The 23,545-nt window shown below is 37.0% G+C and carries 20 protein-coding genes; 16 read left to right on the forward strand and 4 right to left on the reverse strand.

The window, feature by feature from the left end; all coding sequences use genetic code 11:
* The first annotated feature begins 56 nt into the window (after positions 1-56).
* The 8 genes from VK91_RS15895 (at position 57) to VK91_RS15930 (ending at position 7,621) form a co-directional block, all read left to right on the forward strand.
* Positions 57-1,799, forward strand: coding sequence for a methyl-accepting chemotaxis protein (locus tag VK91_RS15895; RefSeq protein WP_048394170.1), 1,743 nt, complete (start codon positions 57-59; stop codon positions 1,797-1,799).
* Between the two features lie 92 nt (positions 1,800-1,891).
* Complete coding sequence (locus VK91_RS15900; protein WP_082148165.1) at positions 1,892-2,452, forward strand: YdcF family protein; 561 nt, start codon at positions 1,892-1,894, stop codon at positions 2,450-2,452.
* Positions 2,453-2,592: 140 nt separating this feature from the next.
* Positions 2,593-4,290, forward strand: a complete 1,698-nt coding sequence (locus VK91_RS15905; RefSeq protein WP_048394174.1) for a M3 family oligoendopeptidase — start codon at positions 2,593-2,595, stop codon at positions 4,288-4,290.
* Between the two features lie 165 nt (positions 4,291-4,455).
* Complete coding sequence (locus VK91_RS15910; protein WP_048394176.1) at positions 4,456-5,547, forward strand: AI-2E family transporter; 1,092 nt, start codon at positions 4,456-4,458, stop codon at positions 5,545-5,547.
* 11 nt (positions 5,548-5,558) lie between these two features.
* Positions 5,559-6,182, forward strand: a complete 624-nt coding sequence (locus VK91_RS15915) for an NUDIX domain-containing protein (protein ID WP_036079462.1) — start codon at positions 5,559-5,561, stop codon at positions 6,180-6,182.
* A 134-nt stretch (positions 6,183-6,316) separates the two neighbouring features.
* Positions 6,317-6,781 (forward strand): hypothetical protein, encoded by a 465-nt coding sequence (locus VK91_RS15920; protein ID WP_004231915.1) that lies wholly within the window; start codon positions 6,317-6,319, stop codon positions 6,779-6,781.
* Positions 6,782-6,803: 22 nt separating this feature from the next.
* Entirely contained in the window at positions 6,804-6,995 is a 192-nt protein-coding gene (locus VK91_RS15925; RefSeq protein ID WP_004231917.1) for a hypothetical protein, read from the forward strand.
* Between the two features lie 17 nt (positions 6,996-7,012).
* Complete coding sequence (locus tag VK91_RS15930) at positions 7,013-7,621, forward strand: alpha/beta hydrolase (protein WP_048394178.1); 609 nt, start codon at positions 7,013-7,015, stop codon at positions 7,619-7,621.
* A gap of 46 nt (positions 7,622-7,667) precedes the next feature.
* Here the strand turns inward: VK91_RS15930 and VK91_RS15935 are convergent, their stop codons facing one another.
* The 3 genes from VK91_RS15935 to VK91_RS15945 all read right to left on the reverse strand — a co-directional run bounded on the left by VK91_RS15935 (position 7,668) and on the right by VK91_RS15945 (position 11,543).
* A complete protein-coding gene (locus tag VK91_RS15935) occupies positions 7,668-9,779 on the reverse strand; it encodes an MMPL family transporter (protein ID WP_048394179.1) in 2,112 nt (703 codons plus the stop codon).
* Positions 9,780-9,884: 105 nt separating this feature from the next.
* Positions 9,885-10,901, reverse strand: a complete 1,017-nt coding sequence (locus tag VK91_RS15940) for an inorganic phosphate transporter (RefSeq protein WP_004231925.1) — start codon at positions 10,899-10,901, stop codon at positions 9,885-9,887.
* 21 nt (positions 10,902-10,922) lie between these two features.
* Complete coding sequence (locus VK91_RS15945) at positions 10,923-11,543, reverse strand: DUF47 domain-containing protein (RefSeq protein WP_004231927.1); 621 nt, start codon at positions 11,541-11,543, stop codon at positions 10,923-10,925.
* A gap of 425 nt (positions 11,544-11,968) precedes the next feature.
* Between VK91_RS15945 and VK91_RS15950 the strand changes: the two genes are divergently transcribed.
* Both VK91_RS15950 and VK91_RS15955 read left to right on the forward strand, forming a co-directional pair.
* Positions 11,969-12,655: an ABC transporter ATP-binding protein gene (locus VK91_RS15950; RefSeq protein WP_048394180.1), complete on the forward strand. Its 687-nt coding sequence runs from the start codon at positions 11,969-11,971 to the stop codon at positions 12,653-12,655.
* A gap of 1 nt (position 12,656) precedes the next feature.
* Positions 12,657-13,976, forward strand: a complete 1,320-nt coding sequence (locus VK91_RS15955) for an ABC transporter permease (RefSeq protein WP_048394182.1) — start codon at positions 12,657-12,659, stop codon at positions 13,974-13,976.
* Positions 13,977-14,038: 62 nt separating this feature from the next.
* On the opposite strand, the gene VK91_RS15960 is transcribed toward VK91_RS15955, so the two are convergent.
* The gene (locus VK91_RS15960; RefSeq protein ID WP_048394183.1) at positions 14,039-15,199 is read right to left on the reverse strand and encodes an SAM-dependent methyltransferase; all 1,161 of its coding nucleotides are present in this window, start codon (positions 15,197-15,199) and stop codon (positions 14,039-14,041) included.
* Between the two features lie 198 nt (positions 15,200-15,397).
* Here VK91_RS15960 and putP point away from each other — a divergent pair, with 198 nt between their 5' ends.
* The 6 genes from putP to menC all read left to right on the forward strand — a co-directional run bounded on the left by putP (position 15,398) and on the right by menC (position 23,495).
* Positions 15,398-16,885, forward strand: coding sequence for a sodium/proline symporter PutP (gene putP / locus VK91_RS15965; RefSeq protein ID WP_048394185.1), 1,488 nt, complete (start codon positions 15,398-15,400; stop codon positions 16,883-16,885).
* Positions 16,886-17,018: 133 nt separating this feature from the next.
* Positions 17,019-18,305 (forward strand): GTPase HflX, encoded by a 1,287-nt coding sequence (gene hflX, locus VK91_RS15970; RefSeq protein ID WP_048394188.1) that lies wholly within the window; start codon positions 17,019-17,021, stop codon positions 18,303-18,305.
* A gap of 400 nt (positions 18,306-18,705) precedes the next feature.
* Positions 18,706-20,193 carry a peptide MFS transporter gene (locus tag VK91_RS15975; protein WP_048394189.1) on the forward strand — a complete coding sequence of 496 codons (1,488 nt, stop codon included), beginning with the start codon at positions 18,706-18,708 and terminating at the stop codon, positions 20,191-20,193.
* A gap of 204 nt (positions 20,194-20,397) precedes the next feature.
* Positions 20,398-21,543 (forward strand): M20 peptidase aminoacylase family protein, encoded by a 1,146-nt coding sequence (locus tag VK91_RS15980; protein WP_048394190.1) that lies wholly within the window; start codon positions 20,398-20,400, stop codon positions 21,541-21,543.
* Positions 21,543-22,367, forward strand: coding sequence for a GNAT family N-acetyltransferase (locus tag VK91_RS15985; protein WP_048394192.1), 825 nt, complete (start codon positions 21,543-21,545; stop codon positions 22,365-22,367). The genes VK91_RS15980 and VK91_RS15985 overlap by 1 nt, the downstream gene beginning before the upstream one ends.
* 21 nt (positions 22,368-22,388) lie before the next feature.
* Positions 22,389-23,495 carry an o-succinylbenzoate synthase gene (gene menC / locus VK91_RS15990; protein ID WP_048394195.1) on the forward strand — a complete coding sequence of 369 codons (1,107 nt, stop codon included), beginning with the start codon at positions 22,389-22,391 and terminating at the stop codon, positions 23,493-23,495.
* Positions 23,496-23,545: the final 50 nt, after the last annotated feature.

The following is a 23,545-nucleotide window of genomic DNA, read 5'->3' on the forward strand; positions in this document are numbered from 1 at the left end:
CATAACATAATATAAAGTAATATATTGTTGAACGAAGAAAATAGGGGGGCTAAAGTATGAAGTTTTTACGTTCAATACAGGGGAAATTGATTATTATTTCATTGGCACTACTAATTATTCCAAGTTTAATAATTGGTATAGTTAGTTATGGTAAGGCTAAGAATGGGATGGAGGATATAGGAGAACAGGTACTTTACAATAGTGTTGAATCTGCTTTGCAATTAATCGAGCTCGCAAACGAGAGTGTTGAAAAGGGTGACATACCCTTAGAGGTTGCACAGGAACGAGTAAGAGAAGCATTTCTTGGTCCGAAAGATAGCGAAGGAAAACGGCCTATTAATTATCCGGGTGATTTAGGGGAATATGGTTATATCTATGTGTTGGATGATAAGGGAACATTAACAACACATCCAACACGAGAAGGAGATAATCTTTGGAATGACCAAGATAGCAGTGGCAATTACTTTATTCGAGAAGTAACTGAAAAGGCACTTGATGGTGGTGGTTTTACACAATATGAATTTGAACTACCAGGTCAGGATGTCTTAGCGGATAAAATTATTTATTCTGAGAAAGATCCACATTGGGGATGGATTATTGCATCAGGTACATATATGCAGGATTTTAATGCAGAGGCGAATTCTTTATTGCTAGTAATTGGTTTGACATTAGTAGGTGCCATAATTATTGGGACAATCGTTGTCATTCTTGTATCAAGACACCTGGCATTACCAGTTCAAAAATTATCTAAACGTGTACGTGAAGTAGCAAAAGGGAATTTAACGGTTGAAATTGAGCATTTACAGCGCTCGGATGAAATAGGACAGTTAAATGATGGCTTTAATGAAATGGTACATCAACTTAAAACACTTATTTCAGATGTGGAGGAAGCGATTGTAGAAATACAATCAACTTCAGCAAATTTAACCGCAGTAGCTGAAGAGACAAATGCCTATGGTGATGAAATCGTCAAAGCAATCAATGAAGTATCCAAGGGTGCAGTCAAGCAAGCATCTGATGCAGAGGATACAAACCGAACGGCTATCGAGTTTGCGCAGCAAATAGAAGGATTGCATGATAAAAATGAATTAATGTTAGATGCCTCACAGCATATGAAAAAATCAAATGAAGAAGGCCTAGTCAATTTAGAAAGCTTAAAGGATAAGTCACGGGAGTCTTCAAATCTCGTTCAGAATATTCAGTCTGTATTTGGTAGTCTAATTGTCAAGGTACGTGAAATTGAAGGCATCGTGGGGACGATTACGGAGATTTCAGATCAAACGAATTTACTTGCACTTAACGCTTCTATTGAAGCAGCAAGAGCGGGTGAACATGGTAAAGGATTCGCAGTTGTCGCGGAAGAGGTACGTAAACTCGCTGATCAAACCTCTGTAGCAACTGAGCTAGTACGCACGACGCTAAAAGGCATTGAAAGTGAAACAAACTTAGTCAATGGTGAAATGCAGAAAACCCATATCATTGTAAGTCGACAAAATGATTCTGTCATGGTAACAGAATCATCCTTTAAAGAAATTAAATTAGCTGTTGAAAAAATCATAGCCATTATAGGCGATACAACAGATAGCGTAGAATATTTAAATAGCTCTAAGAATACGATTATGCAATCGATTGAAAGCATTGCGATGATTAGTGAAAAGAATGCTGCTGCGTCTGAAGAGGTAACAGCATCTGTAGATGAGCAACAACGCGCAATACAACTCGTTAGCGAATCTTCCAATGATTTAACTGATGAAATATCTGCCTTACAGGAGTCTATTAAACGATTTATATTGAGATAATATCTTTCAGGGTGCTTGCTTAACAAGCATCCTTTTCTTTTTATCATCGTTAATAAAAGGTAAAGGAGGAATGATTTGTGAGAAGGTGGCTGATGACAATTGGTGTTATTTTAATCGGTATTGGAATCGTTCTTTATATTTGGCTGGGAAAAGAAATTGATCAGGGTATGGAACCGAATGCCAATGGTTCAGCTGATTATATGATTATATTGGGAGCAAAAGTAAGGCCAGGTGGTGTACCATCGCTTTCATTAAAAAGTAGATTAGAGGTGGCTGTTCCATACTTAACAAAATACCCACATGTTAAGGTCATTGTGTCAGGTGGACAAGGACCTGATGAAGATCGTACAGAGGCATCTGTAATGCAAGACTATTTGGAACAGCATGGCATCGATGCCGCGAGAATTATCCTAGAAGATCAATCTACATCTACTTATGAAAATTTAGTATTCTCTAAAGAATTATTACCACAAGAAACTAAGAAAATTACCATCGTTTCAAATGACTTTCATTTGAAACGTGCAAAATATCTTGCTGAATCGTTAGATTTTGAAGTAGATGTTCTATCAGCAAGAACACCAAAATCAGTAGAAGCAAAATTAAGAATAAGAGAAAGAGCGGCGTTATTAAAAACATATATTGTGGGCTATTAAAACAACAACGCCATTATATTTAGGAACTGCTTCTTTCTCAAAAAATCATGGAACAGAAAAGAGATAATTGTTTCTTAATAGATTCTATTTGGCATATAATAGAAATATTACGGGGTATAGGACAGAAAGAGGGGACTTTAATGACAACGTTTAAAGAATATCAATACAGCCGTCCAAATGTGGCATCAATGAAAGAGCAGCAGTTAGCACTCATTGAGCAATTTAAACAAGCACAATCGATGGACGAGCAAAGTAATATCATTGAAAAGCACAATGCAATTAGTAATGACTTTGCGACAATGGCTAATTTAGTATATATTCGTGCTTCAATCGATACGAACGATGAATTTTATCAAGCAGAACGTGATTATTTCGATGAAGTAGGTCCTGAGTTAGAAGAAGTAACGACAGAATACTATAAAGCTTTAATTGATTCACCATTTCGTGAGCAATTAGAAGAAAAATGGGGTCAACAATTATTTGATCTAGCAACTTATCAAATTAAAGGCTTCTCACCAGAAGTTATTGATTTGATGCAAAAAGAAAACAGACTTGTTTCTGAGTACAATAAGCTTGTTGCATCTGCACAAATTGACTTTAATGGGGAAACATTAACACTCGCTCAGCTTGGTCCGTTTGCAGAGTCAACGGATCGAGAAACACGTAAGGCAGCAACGGATGCTCGCTTTGGCTTCTTTGCACAGCATGAAGATGAATTCGATCGTTTATATGATGAACTTGTCAAGGTACGCCATGAAATTGCGATTAAACTTGGCTATAACAACTATGTTGAACTAGGCTATATTCGTATGAATCGGATTGATTACAATGCTGATATGGTTAAAAAATTCCGTGATCAGGTACGTGATTTAATTGTGCCTGTTGCAACGAAGCTTTACGAGCGTCAGGCAAAGCGAATTGGCATTGAAGATTTCAAATTTTATGATGAAGCACTTAACTTCTTATCAGGTAATGCTACACCAAAAGGGAATCCTGAGTGGATTGTAGCAAACGGTAAAAAAATGTATGAGGAACTTTCACCTGAAACAGGAGAGTTCTTTAATTTCATGATTGACCATGACTTAATGGATCTTGTAGCGAAGAAAGGGAAAGAAAGTGGCGGTTATTGTACGTTTATTGAAAACTATCATTCCCCATTCATTTTCTCAAATTTTAACGGTACTTCAGGTGACATCGATGTATTAACACATGAAGCTGGACATGCTTTCCAAGTTTATTCAAGTCGTAACATTGGCATTCCTGAGTATTTATGGCCTACCTACGAATCTTGTGAAATTCACTCGATGAGTATGGAATTCTTTACTTGGCCTTGGATGGAGCTGTTCTTTGAAGGTGATACAGAGAAATATAAATTTACACATTTAAGTAGTGGTCTTTTATTCTTACCATATGGTGTGGCAGTAGATGAGTTCCAGCATGTTATTTATGAAAATCCAACAATGACTCCTGCTGAACGTAAAGCTGCATGGAAAAAAATTGAGGAAACGTATTTACCACACCGTGACTATGATCATAACAGTTACCTAGAGGCTGGGGGCATTTGGCAACGTCAGGCTCACATCTATGCAAGTCCGTTCTACTACATTGATTACACGTTAGCACAAATTTGTGCCTTCCAATTCTGGAAACGTTCACGTGAAGAATTTGAAGCGGCTTGGAAAGACTATATTCATCTTTGTGGTTTAGGTGGCTCTATGTCCTTTACAAAGCTTGTAAAAGAGGCAGGTTTAATCTCGCCATTTGAGGATGGCTGTGTTGAATCGGTTATTGGAGAAATTGAGACATTCTTAAATTCCATAGATGATTCTTCTCTATAATTGATGACTTAAATTCGTTTCACTTCCACGATAACTATTATTGGGGAAGTGAGCGAATTTTTTAGTTTGTCAGAGGAGTTCTGTAAAAAAATACTAGGATACTTGCGAAATGGTTAATATATCAGTAGTATTTTCAGTAACTGCTATTAAAGGAAGTGAAAGAAAGTGACAAGGAAAGTTTGGTTTCAAGTAGGGGTAGGGATACTACTTACACTATTAATCATTAAATATTTTATAGAAATTCATTGGATTTTTTCACCGCTTGTCATCATATTAAAAGCCATTTTTGTGCCTTTACTACTTGGTGGTGTTCTCTATTATGTGACGGAACCAATTCAGAGATTTTTAGAAAAACGTAGATTTCCTCGATGGGGAAGTATATTGACGATTGTGTTCGGACTAATAGCAATGGTAGGTATTTTTGGCTGGATTATTGGTAACCCGATTGCCGAGCAGGTCAATAAATTAGTGAAAAATGCCCCTATGATTAGTACGAGTATTAGTACGAGCATCCAGCAACTAACAGACTATGTAACGCAAAATAAGGATAACTTCCCTGAGCAATTAAATGATGTTATCGAAAAAATGGCGAATTCGGTTCAAGATATTGCAGTAGTGGCGAGTAAAGGTTTTGTGTCCTTTTTACAATCCATTGTATCTGTGTCGTTATTAGCCATTTTAATTCCGTTCTTCTTTATTTTTATGCTGAAGGATCATGAGAAGTTTGCTCCATCCATCTATAAATATTTCAGTGGTGAACGTCAGCAATGGGTAAAGAAAACGTTAAGTGAAATTGATGATGTATTACGTACCTACATTCAGGGCCAACTGCAAATTAGTTTTTTATTAGCACTAATAATGTATGTAGGCTATTTAATTATCGGATTAGACTATTCGTTATTACTAGTGATTTTTGCATTCTTTATGAATATGATTCCATTTATCGGGCCTTGGATTGCCTTTGCGCCAGCCCTGATTGTGGCAGTTATTCAAGATCCAATTTTAGTGGTGTGGGTTTCGGTTGTGACGCTGGTTGCTCAGCAAATAGACAGCAACTTTATTACACCTAATGTCATGGGGAAATCACTTGATATCCACCCCCTTACCGTTATTACAATTATTTTAGCGGCAGGTAATATAGCAGGTTTTATTGGTATTATTATCGCTGTACCATTTTATGCAGTCTTAAAGGTTATCGTATCCAATATTTATGATCAACGTAATGCAATTAAGAAAAAAGCGACGAAGTCAGTATAGGAGTCGAAACAATGGAACAAGAAATTGTAAAGGTATTTAATGAACAGCATGAGCAAATTGGGACAGCTACGAGAGCGGAAGTGCATGAAAAGGGGCTTTGGCATGAGACTTTTCATTGCTGGCTTGTAAATGAAGACTATATTTATTTTCAAGTACGTAGTTCACAGAAAAAGGATTATCCAGGGTTACTCGATATTACAGCAGCAGGACATCTTTTAGCGATTGAGACAGTAGAGTCAGGCATTCGAGAAGTAAAAGAAGAATTGGGACTTAATATTGATGTCCATGAAGTTGTCAAAATGGGCATGACATCTTGTAGTATCGTTTCTGAAAATATGATCGACAATGAATTTTGCCATGTCTACATATATCCTTTCAAGCATGATTGGGATTCCTTTGCTTTGCAGTATGAAGAAGTATCGGGTGTAGTTAGAGCGAGGCTAAATGAGGCGGAGGCTTTCTTCTTGGGAGAAACGACGACACTTAATATTGAAGGGTATGAATATTTCCCTGATGGTCAACGTGTGAGAATTGTCAGACCAGTAGGTACTGCACAATTTGTTCCTTATCGGGAATTGTATGTTGCACAGGTGATAAAATTCACACGTGAAAAAATATTTAATCAAACCTCATAAGTTTAAATAGGATAAGCTATAATATTAGCTTGTCCTATTTTCTTGCGCAAAAATGATTTAGAAACGACACGATATAATAGGAAAAAATGAGTTATACTGTTAGATAGATTGTAAAGAAAAGGAGCATTTTTTATATGCTAACATTTGAACAAAAACAAGCGATTATTGAATCGTTTTCTGAGCTAACAAAAAAAGAAATTTCTTTAAAGCGCCTAAATTATCATTACATGGACAGTCTTTACGAAAAGACGATTGTAGTTGAGAAATTACATCCAAACGGCAATGGCTTTGTCTTTGTAGGAGATTTATTACGCTATGAGAATGAGGCTAATGATAAAGGATTAGTAAATATCCGCGATTACGATGAACAACAACTTCGTGAAATTATTGAAGACGCAATCCAATATTTATCTGAAGAAGTAGAAGAGCAGGAGCCAATTGTAGAGATTTGGCATAGTCGCGATGGTAGTCAGTTACAGCTAGCTTTTGAGCAACGTTCGTGGAACGTGTATCATGGAGACAATCTGGAAGAGGCATTTGGTACGTATGAGGCAGCAAAGGAATATTTACTAGAAGAAGGCTTTCGTACAAAGAAATAAGAAATACGGGGGATCATGATAGATGAACGGAAAAAAATTAGTGGGAATTGTAATTGTTGTTGTGATTGCGGCATGTTTATTTTCAGTTTATACCATTACTAATTTTTATAAAAATCACGAAGAACAGCCAAATCGTGAAAATCGTGAAATTAATAAGTCAAAGAGCTTGAATTTAATTTTGCCACAGGCTACAATTATCTCGAATTCAAGATAATTGAGAGGTGACTGTCAGTGCAACATATTTATTATAAAGGTACAGACGAAACGAAGCCGACATTATTATTGCTACATGGTACAGGTGGTAATGAGGAAAGTCTTATTGGGCTGGCAAAAGAAATAGATGAAACAGCCAATATTTTAAGTGTTCGCGGAAATGTACTTGAGCATGGAATGCCACGATTTTTCCGCCGATTAGCCGAAGGTGTCTTTGATATTGAGGATTTAATCTTTCGTACAAAGGAGCTTCATGAATTTTTACAGACGTCAGCACAGCAATATGGCTTTGATCGCCAACGAATTGTAGCAATAGGGTATTCGAATGGTGCTAATATTGCAGCAAGCTTATTATTCCACTACGATGATGCGTTAGCCGGAGCTATTTTGCATCACCCAATGGTACCAAGACGTGGTATTGAATTACCGCAACTTTCTCCAACACCTGTGTTTATCGGTGCTGGTACGAATGATCCGATGTGTACAGCACAAGAATCTGAGGATTTAGAAACCCTTTTAAGTTCTGCAGGTGCCAAAGTAACGACGAAATGGTTTAATTTTGGTCATCAACTAACAATGCCTGAAGTACAAGCTGCAAAAGAATGGTATAAAAGCATCTACGCTTAATTGAAAAATCCACCTCCTTTTATAAGGGAGGCGGATTTTCTTTATGTTATTTACTTTTCTTTGAGAAAGGAAGCCACCAGTTCCAATCACCAAACAGCTTCATGAGACTAGGCACAAGCATAAGACGAATAATTGTTGCATCAATGGCAACAGCAATAGCGATACCCACACCAATTTGCTTCACAGGCATTACATCTGTGAAGGCAAATGCACCTGTAATAACAATCATGATAAGCGCTGCAGATGTAATTATTCGGCTAGTGGATGTTAAGCCATCAATTGTTGCACGCGTATTATCGGAGCCCTTTAAATATTCCTCTTGGATACGAGAAATTAAAAAGACTTCGTAGTCCATACTTAAGCCAAATACAAGACAAAAAACAATAACTGGAATGATTAGCACGATGGAGCTTGCTTCAATACCAAAATGACCATATTGGAAAATATAAACGAGTATCCCGAATGCAGATGAAAGCCCAATAATGTTCATGATTATTGCCTTTAACGGAATTAAAATAGAACGGAATGCCAACATTAAAATAAAGAATGTAGAAACGATAATAATTGCTATAGCTAAAACAATTTTATTAGCAATTTCATCAAAGATTTCTTGGTTGAATTTAGCTGGTCCACCAAGTGCAAAATCCACGCCCAGGTCTTTGTCCATCCATGTTCGGGCAAATTTTTGAGCTGTAGAGGAAGAACCTGCTGCATCAATTGTAATTGGAACAAATAGCTGTGTATCCTTTGAAAATGAATTAATAACAGGTTTTAATTGTTCAGCAACCTGGGGAATAGCTAAAGAAGCAGAAAGCTCCTCTGGTGTTTGAATGTTAGCAGCTGTATAAATAGTTGAAACATTAGTCACTAATGGGTCCTTTAATAGCTTTTCTTGAATAGTATAAATTAGCTCTCTACCCTCAGTATCCTCCCAGCCATCTTTTCGTTCAGCCAACAAATATAATGTAGAAGATTCACCTAGTCCAAACGTTTCATCTAATTTATCGTATGCTGCACGAGCATCATATTTCGTAGGTAAGGAGTCCACCTGTGGAATGGTTAATTGGATATCCTTTAAAGGGATCATGCCGATGCCTAGTAATAATAATGCTGAAATCACTATAGCTACTGGATGCTTCATGACAAAACCTGCAAAGCCACGCCAACGATTAGCCCCACCTGGTTTAACGCGTATTAAGCGCCATTTATTAAGTCTATCTCCTAATAGCATCATAGTGGCAGGAAGTAATGTTAAGCCAGAAAGAACGGCTAACAGGACGACTATAGTGCCTCCTAGGGCGATATTATGAAAAATTTCTACATCAATGACAATCATCGCCCCTAAGCCAATCATGACACAGACTGCGGAGAAAATGATAGAACGACCTGCTGTCTGAATAGCAGTTTGAATGGCTTGAGCAATAGAAGTATGTGTGCGTTCTTCTCTGTAACGATTAATAAACAGCAACGCAAAATCAATACTTAAAGCCAGCCCAAGCATTGGAACAATATTTAAGACGAAAATAGATAGATTTACATTAGCACTGAGCAGTGTCATCATACCAAAGGCGGTAACCACTGTCACAACACCAATGACGATTGGCAAAATAGAAGCAACAACTGTACCGAACGCTAATAAGAGTACCACGATGGCAATTGGCAATCCAATGGCCTCAGCTGATGCCAAATCCTTTTGACTAGCAGTATTTATGTCAGCAGAAATAACAGGCCCTCCAGTGATACTAATTCCGTCTTTTTCAATTAATGAACGGAATTCCTCAACAATGTCAGGAAGGTTTTCTACATCGTTCTTTATGTGAACCATAGCATAGGCAATACCATCTTTCCGTAAAGAGGAGTCTTCTAAAGGTGATTGAATAGAATGAATCTCTTTTATGCTATCTAATTTTTTTAAAGTGTCTTCAATTTTCTGATCTTCAGCTGGATCAAAGACAACCAAAATCGTATTAGATGGTAAATCAAATTTTTCTGCTAGCTCGTTGGTAACATAGGTATGATCTGCTTCGACAAAGAAACCATCACCTTGAAGTTTGCCTGGAAGCTGTAAAGCAAAGTACGCCATTGCTAGAAAAATAATAAGCCATATGACTACGATTGCTTTCGCATGTGCTGTAATAAAAGCTGAAAAAGTTTTCATAGTTGTTTATACATCCCCCTTTTCAATTAGTGTAAAGGATGTGTCACATTTTGTCGTGTGACAAAGTAAAGACTCCCATCCACTTTTTGGACAGGAGTCTTACTATTAAAAGAATAATGATAATATGAAATAAATAACAGACGCCATAACGGCAGAAATTGGCATTGTAATCACCCAAGTAGTAACAATCTTTCGAGCCATACCCCAGTTTACACCACGCACACGCTGTGCTGAACCGACACCCATAATGGAGGAAGAAATGACATGTGTTGTTGAAACTGGTAAGTGGATTAGCGTAGCGCCAAAAATAACAGTAGCAGATGCTAAATCTGCCGCAACACCATTAACAGGGCGGATTTTCATAATCTTACCGCCAACCGTTTTAATGATTTTATAACCACCAATTGACGTACCTAGCCCCATTGCTGTAGCTGCAGCAGCACGCACCCAGAAAGGTATTTCATCTCCAGTGTGCAAACCACCAGCGATTAACGCCATCGTCATAATCCCCATCGCTTTTTGCGCATCATTTGTACCATGGGTGAACGATTGGATGGCAGCAGTAAAAATTTGCATTGTACGGAAACCTTTATTCGTCCTATATAAATTTAAATTTTTAAACCATAGTTTAAAAAGAGTCATCATAATAAAGCCTGCACAAATAGCAAGTAAAGGTGAAAACACTAAAGCCATGATGATTTTAGTAAAGCCGCCATAGTTTAACACATTAAAACCAGCAGATGCGATTGCAGCACCGGCAATAGACCCAATCAATGTGTGTGAAGAACTTGACGGAATACCGAAATACCATGTCAATAAATTCCAAATTATAGCTGAAATTAATGCAGCTAAAATAACGACTGAGCCAGTTGTGTCTCCTTCAAAAGCATTTAATGCAAAAGGATCTACAATATCTTTTGTTAGAGCTTTTGCAACCCCTACAAAGGTGATAGCACCAATAAAGTTCATAGTTGCCGCCATAATGATTGCCGTGCGTGGCGGCAATGCTCTAGTAGAAACCGAAGTTGCAATAGCATTTGCTGTATCATGGAAGCCATTGATAAAGTCAAATGTTAGGGCAAAGATGACGACCAGTACGGTTAATATAATGATTGTGTTCATTGTAAAGTGCCCATCTCCTAATTATGCGTTACGCATGATAATTGTTTCCATAGTATTTGCTACGTTTTGACAATGATCAGCGATATCTTCAAGTTGTTCATAAATATCCTTAAATTTAATGAGGCGGATTGGATCTTTTTCATTTAAAAATAACTTCTTAATAGAAGTACGTTGTACCTCATCACATTCACGTTCATAGTCTTTAATAAGAATTGCGTGTGGACGCATGCCAATTAGATTCTTTTTCTTTAACTCTTCTGTCGCTTTGACTATTTCATCAGCACTTTTTGAAATAAACCCTAAGAAAATGCGCATAGATTCATCAATCTCAGTGAGCGAAAACATTTCAAAGTGTGCAATACAGTGTTCTGTTCCATCTAAAACATCATCCATACGAATGGCGAGCTCTAAAATATCCTCACGTTCAATAGGTGTCATGAATGATTTGTTTAACATGACAATCAGTTCATGAATAAGCTTATCACCAGCAGTTTCATAATTTTTCATTGTAATGCTAATCTCTTTTAGGTCAGCTACACTGTTAATACGAAAATCATTTGCGTAATGTACAGCCTCTCTCATATTTTCAGCAATTTTATGCAATGCAATAAAGAAAGGGTCTTGTTTTTTTGAGTTAAGCATGTGAATCGAATCCTCCTGGATATAAATAAATTAATCGACCTCTAAACTTTACTATCATAACAAAATCTTTAATTTATCTACATAAAAATTTACTAATCGACATGAAAATTTACATTGCTGTAATATACAATTCGTTCACAAAATATAAGGTAATCCAGCTGTATTTATTTTTATGAGTACAGATAAAACCTTGTTATAAATGGCTATTCCTCTGTAATGGTGACTTATTAGTACAGATTAAGACACGAAAGATAATAGAAGGTAATAAAAATAGCGCATTCGAATTGTAAAGGTATTGTAAATTCATTTGATAACCAGAAGAGTACCTTCTTATTCTTAAGAATATCTTCATTTTTATCCTCCCTCTTTATTAAGAATTGTTTACTACAATGGAAAATGTATAGGAAAGGAGCGTTTATTAACTAATGATTCAGGTTGAAAATTTACAACATACATTTTTAATTGGAAAACGAGGGAAGGAAAAGCAAGTGCCGGTATTGAAAGGTGTGAACTTCGAGGTCCATAAAGGAGAAATTGTTGCCATTGTAGGTAAAAGTGGCTCAGGAAAATCGACCTTATTACAAGTTCTAGCTGGTTTTATGAAGGCTGAACAGGGCTCTATTAAAGTAAATGGAAAGGAAACAGCCCATCTAACTGAAACAGAAAGTGCTGCCTTCCGTTTACGTCAATTCGGTTTTATTTTTCAAAACTTTCAATTGATGCCTGGTTTAACTGCTTTTGAAAATATCGAATTACCTTTAAAGCTACAGGGTTTGCGTAAGGCTATGCGCAAAGAAAAAGTGAAGAAATTAATGGACAAGGTTGGTTTGACAGAAGTAGCAGACCATTATCCCAATGAATTGTCAGGTGGACAGCAACAGCGTGTCAGCATTGCACGAGCCCTTATTACGAATCCTCCTATATTACTTGCTGATGAGCCAACAGGGAGTCTCGATTCAGAAACCGAGCAGGATATCTTATTGCTTATTCAAAGTTTAAATCGTGAATTAGGGCTAACTTTTGTCATTATCACGCACGATGAAGAAGTAGCTACTATCGCACATAGACGCTTCCGCATGTACGATGGAGAACTTGTAAAGGAGGAAGCTTAACATGTTATTTAAGGATCAATTAGATTTTGTAACACAGCATATCAAGAAAAATAAGCTGCGTGTGTTTATGACGATACTAGCTGCAACGATGGGCTGTGCCTTTTTAATCGTGCTAGCATCCGTTGGTTTTGGTTTACAGGAATCTTTACGTAATGAAATTCTTTCAAACGAAACAGTTACAAAAATTCAAGTATATGGCGATAAGCAATTAACTGAAGAACAAGTACAAGAAATTAAAAAAATGGAACATGTAGAAACGGTGCTTGAAACAATTAGTGTCAATGCTACCGCACAATCATTTTTTGAAGATCGTGATACTACTTCTAATTTAATATTGTCAGATATGCAGGACTTTGAACAGGTAAATGGAAAGCTTGCAAAAGGGCGTTATCCAACGAAATCTAATGAAATTGTTGTAGGGTATCATTTTGCTCAAACATTATTGAATGAAAAAGAACGTGATGTCATTGCGGAAAAAAGTAAAAAGGCTGAAGCAGAGGGTACGTATTATGATGGTAGTGAAGAGGGCTATAAAGAATCATTGATTGGAAAGAACATAGACCTGTCCTTAGTTCCTCACACGGGTACAAATGATGAAACGCAAAAAATGAGCTATACAATTGTTGGCGTAATGGAGAAACCTTCTTATGATTGGATGGTTGATAACGCTATTCATATGGACAAAGAGCAAAAGGCAATATGGGTTGAAAATTTATCTACAGATAATAACATGGCAGAGGATGAGCTGTTTTACTCTGAATTTAATATTTATGCGGATACATTAGAAAACGTAAAGCCAATTTTAGAGAAGTTAAAAGATAAGGGCTATAGCGTATATTCAGTAACAGAGCAACTAGATCAAATGAATGTATTTTTCCTTGTATTAAAAATTGGCTTAATCTTTGTTGGTACAATTGCTGTATTGATTGCTTCCATTGGTATTTTTAATACAATGACAATGGCTGTGACAGAGCGAACACGTGAAATTGGTGTATTAAAGGCAATTGGGGCAAGTCCGAAGCTTATACAACGGTTATTTTTAATGGAAAGCACATTTATCGGTATTTTTGGTACGCTAATTGCGGTTGTCATCTCGTATGCTATTAGCTTTGCGGCTAATGCAGCATTACCATTAATTCTTAAGGCGGCAACAGGGGAGGAAGCTTTTGCAACAAATGATATAACATTTTCTCTTATTCCATGGCAACTAGTCATTATTGCAGCAGCCATTAGTGTTGGTGTAGCGATGATTTCAGGTTATCGCCCAGCACGTAAAGCAACAAAAATCGACGTTATTCAAGCTTTACGACAAGAGTTATAATAAAAAAGGCGGTCCAATCAACATTGGATCGCCTTTTATTTGGATTGAAGTACATCTGTATGTTATAAATACTCTTTTAACTCATTCGCTAAAAATGGTGTTGCATTCAATAATTTTAAGAAGGCATCATAGCTGGCACGTTGCTCTTCATTTGGTTTTTTACCTGTTTGATAGGCTCGAATTAATATGTTTTTAGGTGTATTCTCCATATCGATAAACTCTAAAAGCTGTGCCTCATAGCCAACAAGCGATAAAATTTCAGCTCGAATAGCATCTGTAGCAAGTGCCGCAAATCGCTCTCGAACAAGTCCATGTTGCAACATAATATCGAGAGCAGGTGTATTTAGTTGACGATTTAACTCATGCTGACAGCAAGGCACACTTAGAATGACACTTGCTCCCCATTTCACAGCACGAGCCAAGGCCATATCTGTCGCTACATCACATGCATGGAGTGTCACCACCATATCCACAGCACTTTCATCATTATAATCATTGATATCTCCTACAAGAAATTCTAGCTGATCATAGCCTAGATCCTGTGCTATTCTTGAGCACTCTTCAATAACCTCTTTTTTTAAATCTAAACCAGTAACACGAATGTCTAAGCCTTTTTCAATTTTTAAATAATGATACAAAGCAAAGGTTAAGTAGGATTTTCCTGAACCAAAATCTAAAATCCTCACCTGTCGATCCTGAGGTAAATAGGTTAAGGCATCATCTATAAATTCAATGAAGCGGTTAATCTGTTTAAATTTATCATACTTTTGTTTCTTAACCTTTCCTTCTTCTGTTTGTACCCCCAGTCGAATTAAAAATGGATAGGGTTGATCATCAGATAGTAAATAATTTTTTTTACGATTATGGCTTAGATGGACTTGTTTAGGTGAAGCTGTTTTATCTGATTTCCAAAGGACTTTGTTCTTTTTTGATAATTGTACTTGTACCGTTTCATCTACGAAATCAATATGAGCTTGACGATACTCCTCAAAAAACGCGTCAAGCTTGGAAGGTAAATGAGCCAATAGAATATTTTCATGTTTTAAAATCCGTTCATATTGGTATTCAATTTGTATATGGTACTGATTTTTTAACATTAATGGTTTTAATTTTATACGTTTTATTTCATTTGATTTCATACGTGGTTGACTGATTGTAGCTGTCACAAGCTTTTGTTGCAAAATTTGCTCAGTGAGCAGAGCTTTCATTTCTTCAAATGTCATACATTTTCGCCTACTTTATTGTGTTATAGATGGCACTAGTTTAACACATTTTATAAAAGACAATGGCATCTTTGGTATTCGGAATAAATTTAATAAAAATTCCGAGTATTTATAGGTGGAATTGTATATTCGTGGTATCTTAAATACAGTAATTCTTTTTAAATTGGTGATACTAAGGATTAATAAGGAGGAGAAAATATGTCGGATAACATGTATCAATTATTAGCGATTGTTATTTATATGATCGCCATGCTAGCAATTGGCTGGTATGCATTTGTTAAAACATCTAATTTAACAGATTATATGCTTGGCGGTCGTTCCTTAGGTCCAGCGGTTACTGCGCTAAGTGCGGGTGCTGCGGATATGTCTGGCTGGCTCCTAATGGGCTTACCAGGTGCGATATTTTTATCAGGTCTTGTGGAGGCTTGGATTGCAATTGGATTAACAATAGGAGCTTACCTAAACTGGCTACTTGTGGCACCACGTTTACGGGTATATACACAGGTTACAAATGATTCCATTACTATTCCAAGTTATTTGGATAATCGATTACGTGATCATACGAAGCTTATTAGAATTGCTTCAGGTATCATCATCCTCATATTCTTTACATTTTATGTATCGTCAGGAATGGTAGCAGGGGGCAAGTTTTTCGATAGTTCATTTGGTTATGAATACCATACAGGCTTATTAATTGTGTCAGCTGTAGTTGTAGCATACACTCTTTTTGGCGGATTTTTAGCGGTAAGTTATACAGACTTCTTACAAGGTCTTATTATGTTTTTAGCACTTATTATGGTACCGCTATTTGGTTTATTTGTAACAGGTGGTATAGGTGAAACCATTTCATCTATTAAATCTGTTGATCCAGATCTTCTAAATTTATTACCAGCCACTGCGACAGCAGCAGGGATCATTTCTTCAGTTGCTTGGGGATTAGGCTATTTTGGACAGCCTCATATTATCGTCCGCTTTATGGCGATTAGTTCCGTTAAAGAAACGAAGCAAGCACGACGCATTGGTATTGGCTGGATGATGTTAAGCTTATTTGGAGCTATTGGAACTGCCTTGGTTGGTGTAGCCTATTATCAGCAAAATGCTGGTGAGCTAAAAGACGCTGAAACAGTATTTATTGTACTTGGTCAGATTTTATTCCATCCATTTATAGCAGGTATTATGCTGGCGGCTATTTTAGCAGCTGTTATGAGTACAATTTCTTCTCAATTAATCGTAACTTCTTCAGCACTTGTAGAGGATATTTATAAAGCATTATTTAATAAAACAGCAGACGATAAGCATTACGTTTTTGTTGGGCGTATGGCTGTATTAGTTGTTGCAATTATTGCAGCAATCCTAGCGTGGAATCCAGATAGTTCTATCTTAAGCTTAGTTGGCTTTGCTTGGGCAGGATTCGGTGCAGCCTTCGGACCTGTTATTTTACTTTCTTTATATTGGAGAAAGTTAACGAACTACGGAGCACTTAGCGGAATGGTAACAGGGGCTGCAACTGCGTTTATTTGGGGTAAAGTAGATGCTTTATCAAGTACGTTGTACGAAATTGTTCCTGGCTTCATTGTTTGTTTAATTGTTGCGGTTGTTGTCAGTATACTGACATATAAACCAAATAAAGAAATTGAAGAAGAGTTCACACGCTCAGAAGCCCTGCTAAAAGAAGAAAGAAAATAGTTGAGATGCGCCTTTACATGAGGCGCATTTTTTAGGAAAGTTAACGATGATCTTCAAATACGAAAAAGGGTATATTATGGTAAGATGAAGAAAATTTGTCGTAGCGACACCAAGCTTTGGTGGGAGGTTTCTAATGGATAGAATTAAGGAAGTTGATGTATTAATTGAAAAGGCCATACTAGTTGGCGTGAATTTACGAAATGATGAGCACTTTGACTATTCTATGGAAGAGTTACAAAATTTAGCTGAGGCCTTGCATGTAGAAGTGGTTGGGACTGTCACGCAAAATTTGGAACGTGTGACACCTTCCCATTATGTGGGTACAGGTAAAATAGAAGAAATCAAAAGTTTTTATGAAGAAGCACAAGCAAACCTCGTTATTTTTAATGATGAACTGTCTCCTTCGCAAATCCGTAATTTGGAACGTGATTTAGCAACGAAGGTCATTGATCGAACAATGCTTATTTTAGATATTTTTGGAAGGCGCGCAAAAACACGTGAAGCCCAAATGCAGGTGGAATTAGCACAGCTTCAATATATGCTACCTCGTTTAGTGGGTTTGCATGCCTCTTTAAGCCGTCAGGGTGGAGGTACTGGGGGAGGCTTTAAAAACCGTGGTGCTGGTGAGACAAAGCTGGAATTGGATCGACGAAAAATTGAAGATCAAATTGCTAAAATTAAAAAGGATCTAGAGCACGTTAAGGAGCAGAGAGAAACGCAGCGTAAACAGCGTCGTAAAAATGCTCTTCCGGTTGTATCGATTGTAGGCTATACAAATGCTGGGAAATCAACGATTATGAATCAACTGCTTACACAAATAGGACAAGAAGAGCACAAGCAAGTCTTTGAGAAGGATATGCTTTTTGCTACCCTTGAAACTTCTGTTCGTCAGATTGAACTACCTGATAAAAAGACCTTTTTACTGACAGACACTGTAGGCTTTGTTAGTAAATTACCTCACCATTTAGTGAAGGCATTTCGCTCCACTTTGGAAGAGGCCCGAGATGCGGATCTTTTACTGCATGTGGTGGATGTTTCGAATACAGAGCACGGATTTATGATGGATGTGACGAACGAAACACTTAAAGCAGTTGGTGTTGAGGACATTCCTACAATCTATGTATACAATAAAGCAGATATAGCAGATGTTCCATATCCTGTGGTAAGTGGAGATAATATTTGGATTTCAGCAAAGCAGGGGGTTGGTTTAGAAGAATTAGTACAGCTAATTCGTCAACACATCTTCTCGCATTACGTAACGTGTGAAATGTTAATACCTTATGATCATGGGAACGTTGTTTCTTATTTAAATGAGAATGCCTCTGTTTTTAATACAGCCTATGAAGAGGGTGGGACATTATTGTCTCTTGAAGTAAAAGCAGCAGATTACGCAAAGTATCAGCACTATGTTATTAATTAAAAAATATACTTCCCAAAGCATGCCAAAAGATTTTTGGCATGCTTTTTATGATTAGAGGGAATAGTAGAATCTAGAACAAAGGTAAAACATGTAGTCAAGAAATTGTATTAATTTTCAAGTAAAGTAAGGAATCTGAATTTTAAATATTTTAGAATAATTCATTGTAAATTTAAACATCTTTTAGGTATAAAGTGTGAGAAAACTTAGATATATCAAAGGATTTAATAATTTATCTAATAATCAATCAGAATTTATAGAAAAATGACAAATTTTCAACATTTTTTAAAACTCTTGCTAAAGTGTATAAAACGCTTTAGTATGATGAAACAAAGTTTTTTTATCCTTATATTAGGGTAGTTGTGTTTTTGTAGAATAATTTTTTATTGGGAGAGGGTATTGTATGTCTAGTAAAGATGAAGTTGTAAAATCTGTCCCTCAAAATGGTTTTGTTGGACACCCTAAAGGGCTCTTTACTTTGTTTTTCACAGAATTTTGGGAACGTTTCTCGTACTATGGTATGCGAGCAATTCTTATCTTCTTTATGTATTACGAATTACATGACGGGGGCTTAGGTCTAGACCGCGGAACAGCAAACTCTATTATGGCCATCTACGGCTCACTTGTTTATATGTCTGGAATTATAGGTGGATGGATTGCCGACCGAGTTTTAGGAACACGAAAAACCATTTTTTATGGTGGCGTGTTAATTATGATTGGTCATTTACTGCTAGCATTGCCTGGTGGTGTGAGCATGTTATTTGCTTCCATGGCATTTATCGTTATGGGTACTGGTTTATTAAAACCGAACGTTTCAAGTATTGTTGGGGACATTTATGCTGAAACAGATAGCCGTCGTGATGCAGGTTTTTCTATTTTCTATATGGGTATTAATATGGGAGCATTTATTGCACCTTTTATTGTCGGAACAATTGGACAAAAATATAGCTTCCACCTTGGCTTTGGTTTAGCGGGTCTAGGTATGTTTATTGGTTTAATTGTTTATAAATTAACAGAGAAAAAATATTTAGGCTTAGCGGGCTTACAAGTAAACAACCCATTAAAGCCTGAAGAACGTAAAAAAGTCTTTACGCAATTCGGAGTTGCAGCTTTACTTATTATCATCTTGGGTGCTATCGGTATTAAAACTGGTACTTTAACAATGAATGTATTTAGTTTAATCATCACAGCTCTAGGTGTATTAATTCCAACTGCATTCTTTATTTATATGTATCGCAGTAAAAAAACAACAAAGGATGAAAAGTCTCGTCTACTTGCTTATATTCCTTTATTTTTATCAGCTGTAATGTTCTGGGCTATTCAAGAACAAGGAGCAACTATTTTAGCGACTTATGCAGATGAGCGTACACAGCTAAGTTTTGGTGGTATTCAGCTTCAATCTTCTTGGTTCCAGTCATTGAACCCATTATTTGTTATTACAATGGCACCATTATTTGCGATGCTATGGCTTAAATGGGGAGACAAGCAGCCAACAACACCACGTAAGTTCTCATATGCATTGTTCTTTGCGGGTCTATCGTTCTTAGTGATGATGATTCCAGCACACCTGTCTGGTGGAGATACATTAGTGAGTCCTTTATGGTTAGTATTGTCATTCTTCTTAGTGGTTGTTGGTGAGTTATTATTATCACCAGTTGGTCTATCTGCCACAACGAAATTGGCACCACAGGCATTCGCAGCGCAAACGATGTCTTTATGGTTTTTAACAAGTGCAGCAGCACAAGCAATTAATGCGCAATTAGTTAAGGTCTATGAAGTTGTAAGCGAATTCACATACTTTGGTTTCTTAGGTACCTTATCTATTGTAGTCGGGATTATTATATTGGTGCTTTCACCAATTATTTCAAAAGCGATGAAGGGTATTAATTAAATGAAAGATGCAAGTACAGTTATTAAAAAAACTGTACTTGCATCTTTTTTTGTATCTAAATAAAAGTCTATCTAAGAGGCTGAGAGCGAAATATATTATCGTAAGTAGTTATTTTGTTGAATGTGGGTATAAGTTTCTATGTAGAAAATTATCATTTTCGTTATAATAATTTTAATAATATGAAAATTTAAGGGGTTGGAATCTATGAAGGAAGAGTTAGATTATTTGAGGCCAAGATTAATGGAGATTTTTACGTATTTACATGCAAATCCAGAAATCAGCTGGCATGAAGTAGAAACCACCAATTATATAGTGGAGCTATTAACGCAGGAAGGCTTTTCCCCTAAACGATTTAAAAATTCCACAGGATTATATGTTGATGTAGGCAAAGGTAACCCCAAAGTAGGACTAAGAACAGACATAGATGCCTTATGGCAAGAAGTAGATGGTCATTTCCGTGCGAATCATTCATGTGGACATGACGGTCATATGACGATGGCCATTGGTACACTATTACTTTTAAAAGAACTACAGCAATCTATTAATGGTACAATCCGCGTTATTTTCCAACCTGCTGAAGAAAAAGGAACTGGAGCGTTATCTGTATTAGAAGAAGGTGTTATTGATGACTTAGATTATTTATTTGGTGTCCATGTAAGACCTGTTCATGAGCTAGAGGACGGCACTTATTGTGCAGCCTTATATCATGGTGCCTCTCGTTTACTTGAAGGCGAAATTATCGGAGAGGATGCTCATGCTGCAAGACCGCACCTAGGTATTAATGCCATTGAAGTAGGTGCAACAATCATCGAAGATTTGCGAACCATTCATACAGATCCTATGGTTCCTGTATCTGTAAAGATGACGAAATTCCATGCTGGGGGAGATTCGGGCAATATTATCCCAGGTAATGCCTCATTTACGATTGATATTCGTGCACAGCAAAACAAGGTGATGGACGATTTAGCACAAGGCGTAAAGCGTGTGATCGATTCCTCTAAATTGTTGCATAAAGTACAAATTGAATTACGTACGGTGGCCAATATCGTAGCTGCTGAAGTTGATACAAGTGCTCAATATTTAATGGAGCAGGCAATTATACAGGCTGCTGGATTATCAAATTTAAGAAAGCCTGTTCATACACCTGGAGGAGAGGATTTTCACCATTATGCTGTACAACGGCCGCATTTAAAAACAACCATGCTGGGCTTGGGTTGTGGATTAACACCAGGCTTGCATCATCCGAAAATGAAATTTAAACAAGCAAGACTTGTCACGGGAGTGGAGATACTTACAAGAGCAGTTTTATTAGCTTTGGAGTCAGGGCATAAAAAGGAGGCGTCAGCGTAATGTTAGAGCAAGTGCGAATTCACAAAGTAACGACACCGAAAGAAATTGCAGAGATCCAAAAATTAAATGCTGAAATATGGGGCAGTCAAGCAATCCCCTCCCATCAATTACTAGCTGCTGTACAAAATGGGGGAATCGTATTAGGAGCGTATTTAGATGAAAAGCTAATTGGCTTTAACTATTGCTTCGTTGGCTATCGGAATAGAGAAATGTACTTACATTCGCACATGATTGGTGTAGAAAAAGCATATCGTGAACAAGGTGTGGGTGAATTATTGAAGCATGCCCAACAAGAATATGCAAAAGAGCATGGTTTTCAACTTGTCCGCTGGTTAATTGACCCATTAGAGGCGCGTTTAGCGAATCTAGCATTTCTAAAACTGAACGCCACTAGTTATCAATATGAAAATGATTATTATGGTCCACTTCGAGATGACTTTAATGAAGGATTACCTTCAGATAGACTTGTCGTTGAATGGTGGATCGAGCGTGATCAAATGGCAGATAGCCTTGATGAGTTAGAAGAAGTAGCACAGGAAATTGTACCTTGGACATTAACAGTAGACGGATTACCAGTTCTAGATGTAGAAAATACATTTCAGTTAAATCAATCTTTTTATAAAGATGCCTATCTTTTACCGATCCCTCAATCTCTACAGAAAATGAAAGTGGAAAGTCCAAAACTTGCAGAGGACTGGCGTTATAAAATTCGCACAATCTTAACAACATTATTTAACCAAGATTATGCCATCGTACGCATGAAGAAACATCCAGAATATGTTCATAGCTATCTGTTAGTCAGACGCTCCTTATTAGCTTTATAATAATGATAAGGAGTGAACAATGTGAGATTAGAAAAGATTACATTAAGGCATTTAAAAATGCCTATGAAAGCACCATTTACTACGAGTTTTGGCACAGTTGATGAAAAGGAAATGTTACTGATAGAAGCAAAAGATGAATCAGGGACAACGGGGTGGGGAGAAACTGTTGCTTTTGTAGCACCATGGTATACGGAAGAAACATTAAAGACAACATGGCATATGCTACAAGATTTTTTGATACCCATCTTGTTACATAAAAAGATTGGGCATCCAGATGAGGTAACCTCATTATTTGCACCTATTCGGCGAAACTGCATGGCGAAAGCTTCAATTGAGGGTGCTGTATGGGATATCTATGCTCAGCAAACAAAGCAATCACTTGCACAGGCGTTAGGTGGTCAAAAACAACGTATTGAAGTAGGAGTCAGTGTGGGTATCCAACCCTCTATCTCTCAGTTAATAGCATTAATAAAAGGTCATATTGAAAAAGGCTACAAAAGGGTGAAGATTAAGATAAAGCCTGGAGAGGATGTAGAGATAGTACAGGCAATTCGTGCGGAATTTCCAAATTTACCCTTGATGGTTGATGCAAACTCTGCTTATACATTAGAGGATATAGAAATACTACAGCAGCTTGATGATTTTAATTTATTAATGATCGAACAACCATTAGCTACTGATGATATTGTCGATCATGCAGCATTGCAGAAAAAGTTAAAAACGCCTATTTGCTTAGATGAAAGCATCACATCATATGAGGATGCCAGACGAGCAATTGAACTTGGAAGCTGTGGTGTCATAAACATCAAGTCTGGACGAGTAGGTGGTTTAACGGAAGCAATACGAATACATGACCTATGTAAAGCAAACCATATTCCAGTTTGGTGTGGTGGTATGTTAGAGGCTGGAATTGGACGAGCACATAATGTTGCCTTAACGTCTCTTAGCCAATTTATTTTACCTGGCGATACAGCAGGTTCTAGTCATTATTGGTACGAGGATATCATTGATCCTGAAGTAAAAGTCAAAGATGGCTATATTGAGGTACCCCAGTCGGTAGGTATTGGTTTTAAGCCTAATATGGCTGTGATTGATAAATTAACAATTAGCAAAGAAGTCTATCAATAAGGCAGTACTTAGTCGATCATTTAGTATATAGGAAAACGAGGAGAGAACTG

It is taken from the genome of Lysinibacillus sp. LK3 (genome assembly GCF_001043675.1).
Lineage (GTDB): Bacteria > Bacillota > Bacilli > Bacillales_A > Planococcaceae > Lysinibacillus > Lysinibacillus capsici.

Bases quoted from the DNA above. Each gene is read 5' to 3' on its own strand.
- VK91_RS15895 (WP_048394170.1), top strand. From the start codon at position 57: ATGAAGTTTTTACGTTCAATACAGGGGAAATTGATTATTATTTCATTG.
- VK91_RS15900 (WP_082148165.1), top strand. From the start codon at position 1,892: ATGACAATTGGTGTTATTTTAATCGGTATTGGAATCGTTCTTTATATT.
- VK91_RS15905 (WP_048394174.1), top strand. From the start codon at position 2,593: ATGACAACGTTTAAAGAATATCAATACAGCCGTCCAAATGTGGCATCA.
- VK91_RS15915 (WP_036079462.1), top strand. From the start codon at position 5,559: ATGGAACAAGAAATTGTAAAGGTATTTAATGAACAGCATGAGCAAATT.
- VK91_RS15920 (WP_004231915.1), top strand. From the start codon at position 6,317: ATGCTAACATTTGAACAAAAACAAGCGATTATTGAATCGTTTTCTGAG.
- VK91_RS15925 (WP_004231917.1), top strand. From the start codon at position 6,804: ATGAACGGAAAAAAATTAGTGGGAATTGTAATTGTTGTTGTGATTGCG.
- VK91_RS15935 (WP_048394179.1), bottom strand. From the start codon at position 9,779: ATGAAAACTTTTTCAGCTTTTATTACAGCACATGCGAAAGCAATCGTA.
- VK91_RS15940 (WP_004231925.1), bottom strand. From the start codon at position 10,901: ATGAACACAATCATTATATTAACCGTACTGGTCGTCATCTTTGCCCTA.
- VK91_RS15945 (WP_004231927.1), bottom strand. From the start codon at position 11,543: ATGCTTAACTCAAAAAAACAAGACCCTTTCTTTATTGCATTGCATAAA.
- VK91_RS15950 (WP_048394180.1), top strand. From the start codon at position 11,969: ATGATTCAGGTTGAAAATTTACAACATACATTTTTAATTGGAAAACGA.
- VK91_RS15955 (WP_048394182.1), top strand. From the start codon at position 12,657: ATGTTATTTAAGGATCAATTAGATTTTGTAACACAGCATATCAAGAAA.
- VK91_RS15960 (WP_048394183.1), bottom strand. From the start codon at position 15,199: ATGACATTTGAAGAAATGAAAGCTCTGCTCACTGAGCAAATTTTGCAA.
- putP (WP_048394185.1), top strand. From the start codon at position 15,398: ATGTCGGATAACATGTATCAATTATTAGCGATTGTTATTTATATGATC.
- hflX (WP_048394188.1), top strand. From the start codon at position 17,019: ATGGATAGAATTAAGGAAGTTGATGTATTAATTGAAAAGGCCATACTA.
- VK91_RS15975 (WP_048394189.1), top strand. From the start codon at position 18,706: ATGTCTAGTAAAGATGAAGTTGTAAAATCTGTCCCTCAAAATGGTTTT.
- VK91_RS15980 (WP_048394190.1), top strand. From the start codon at position 20,398: ATGAAGGAAGAGTTAGATTATTTGAGGCCAAGATTAATGGAGATTTTT.
- VK91_RS15985 (WP_048394192.1), top strand. From the start codon at position 21,543: ATGTTAGAGCAAGTGCGAATTCACAAAGTAACGACACCGAAAGAAATT.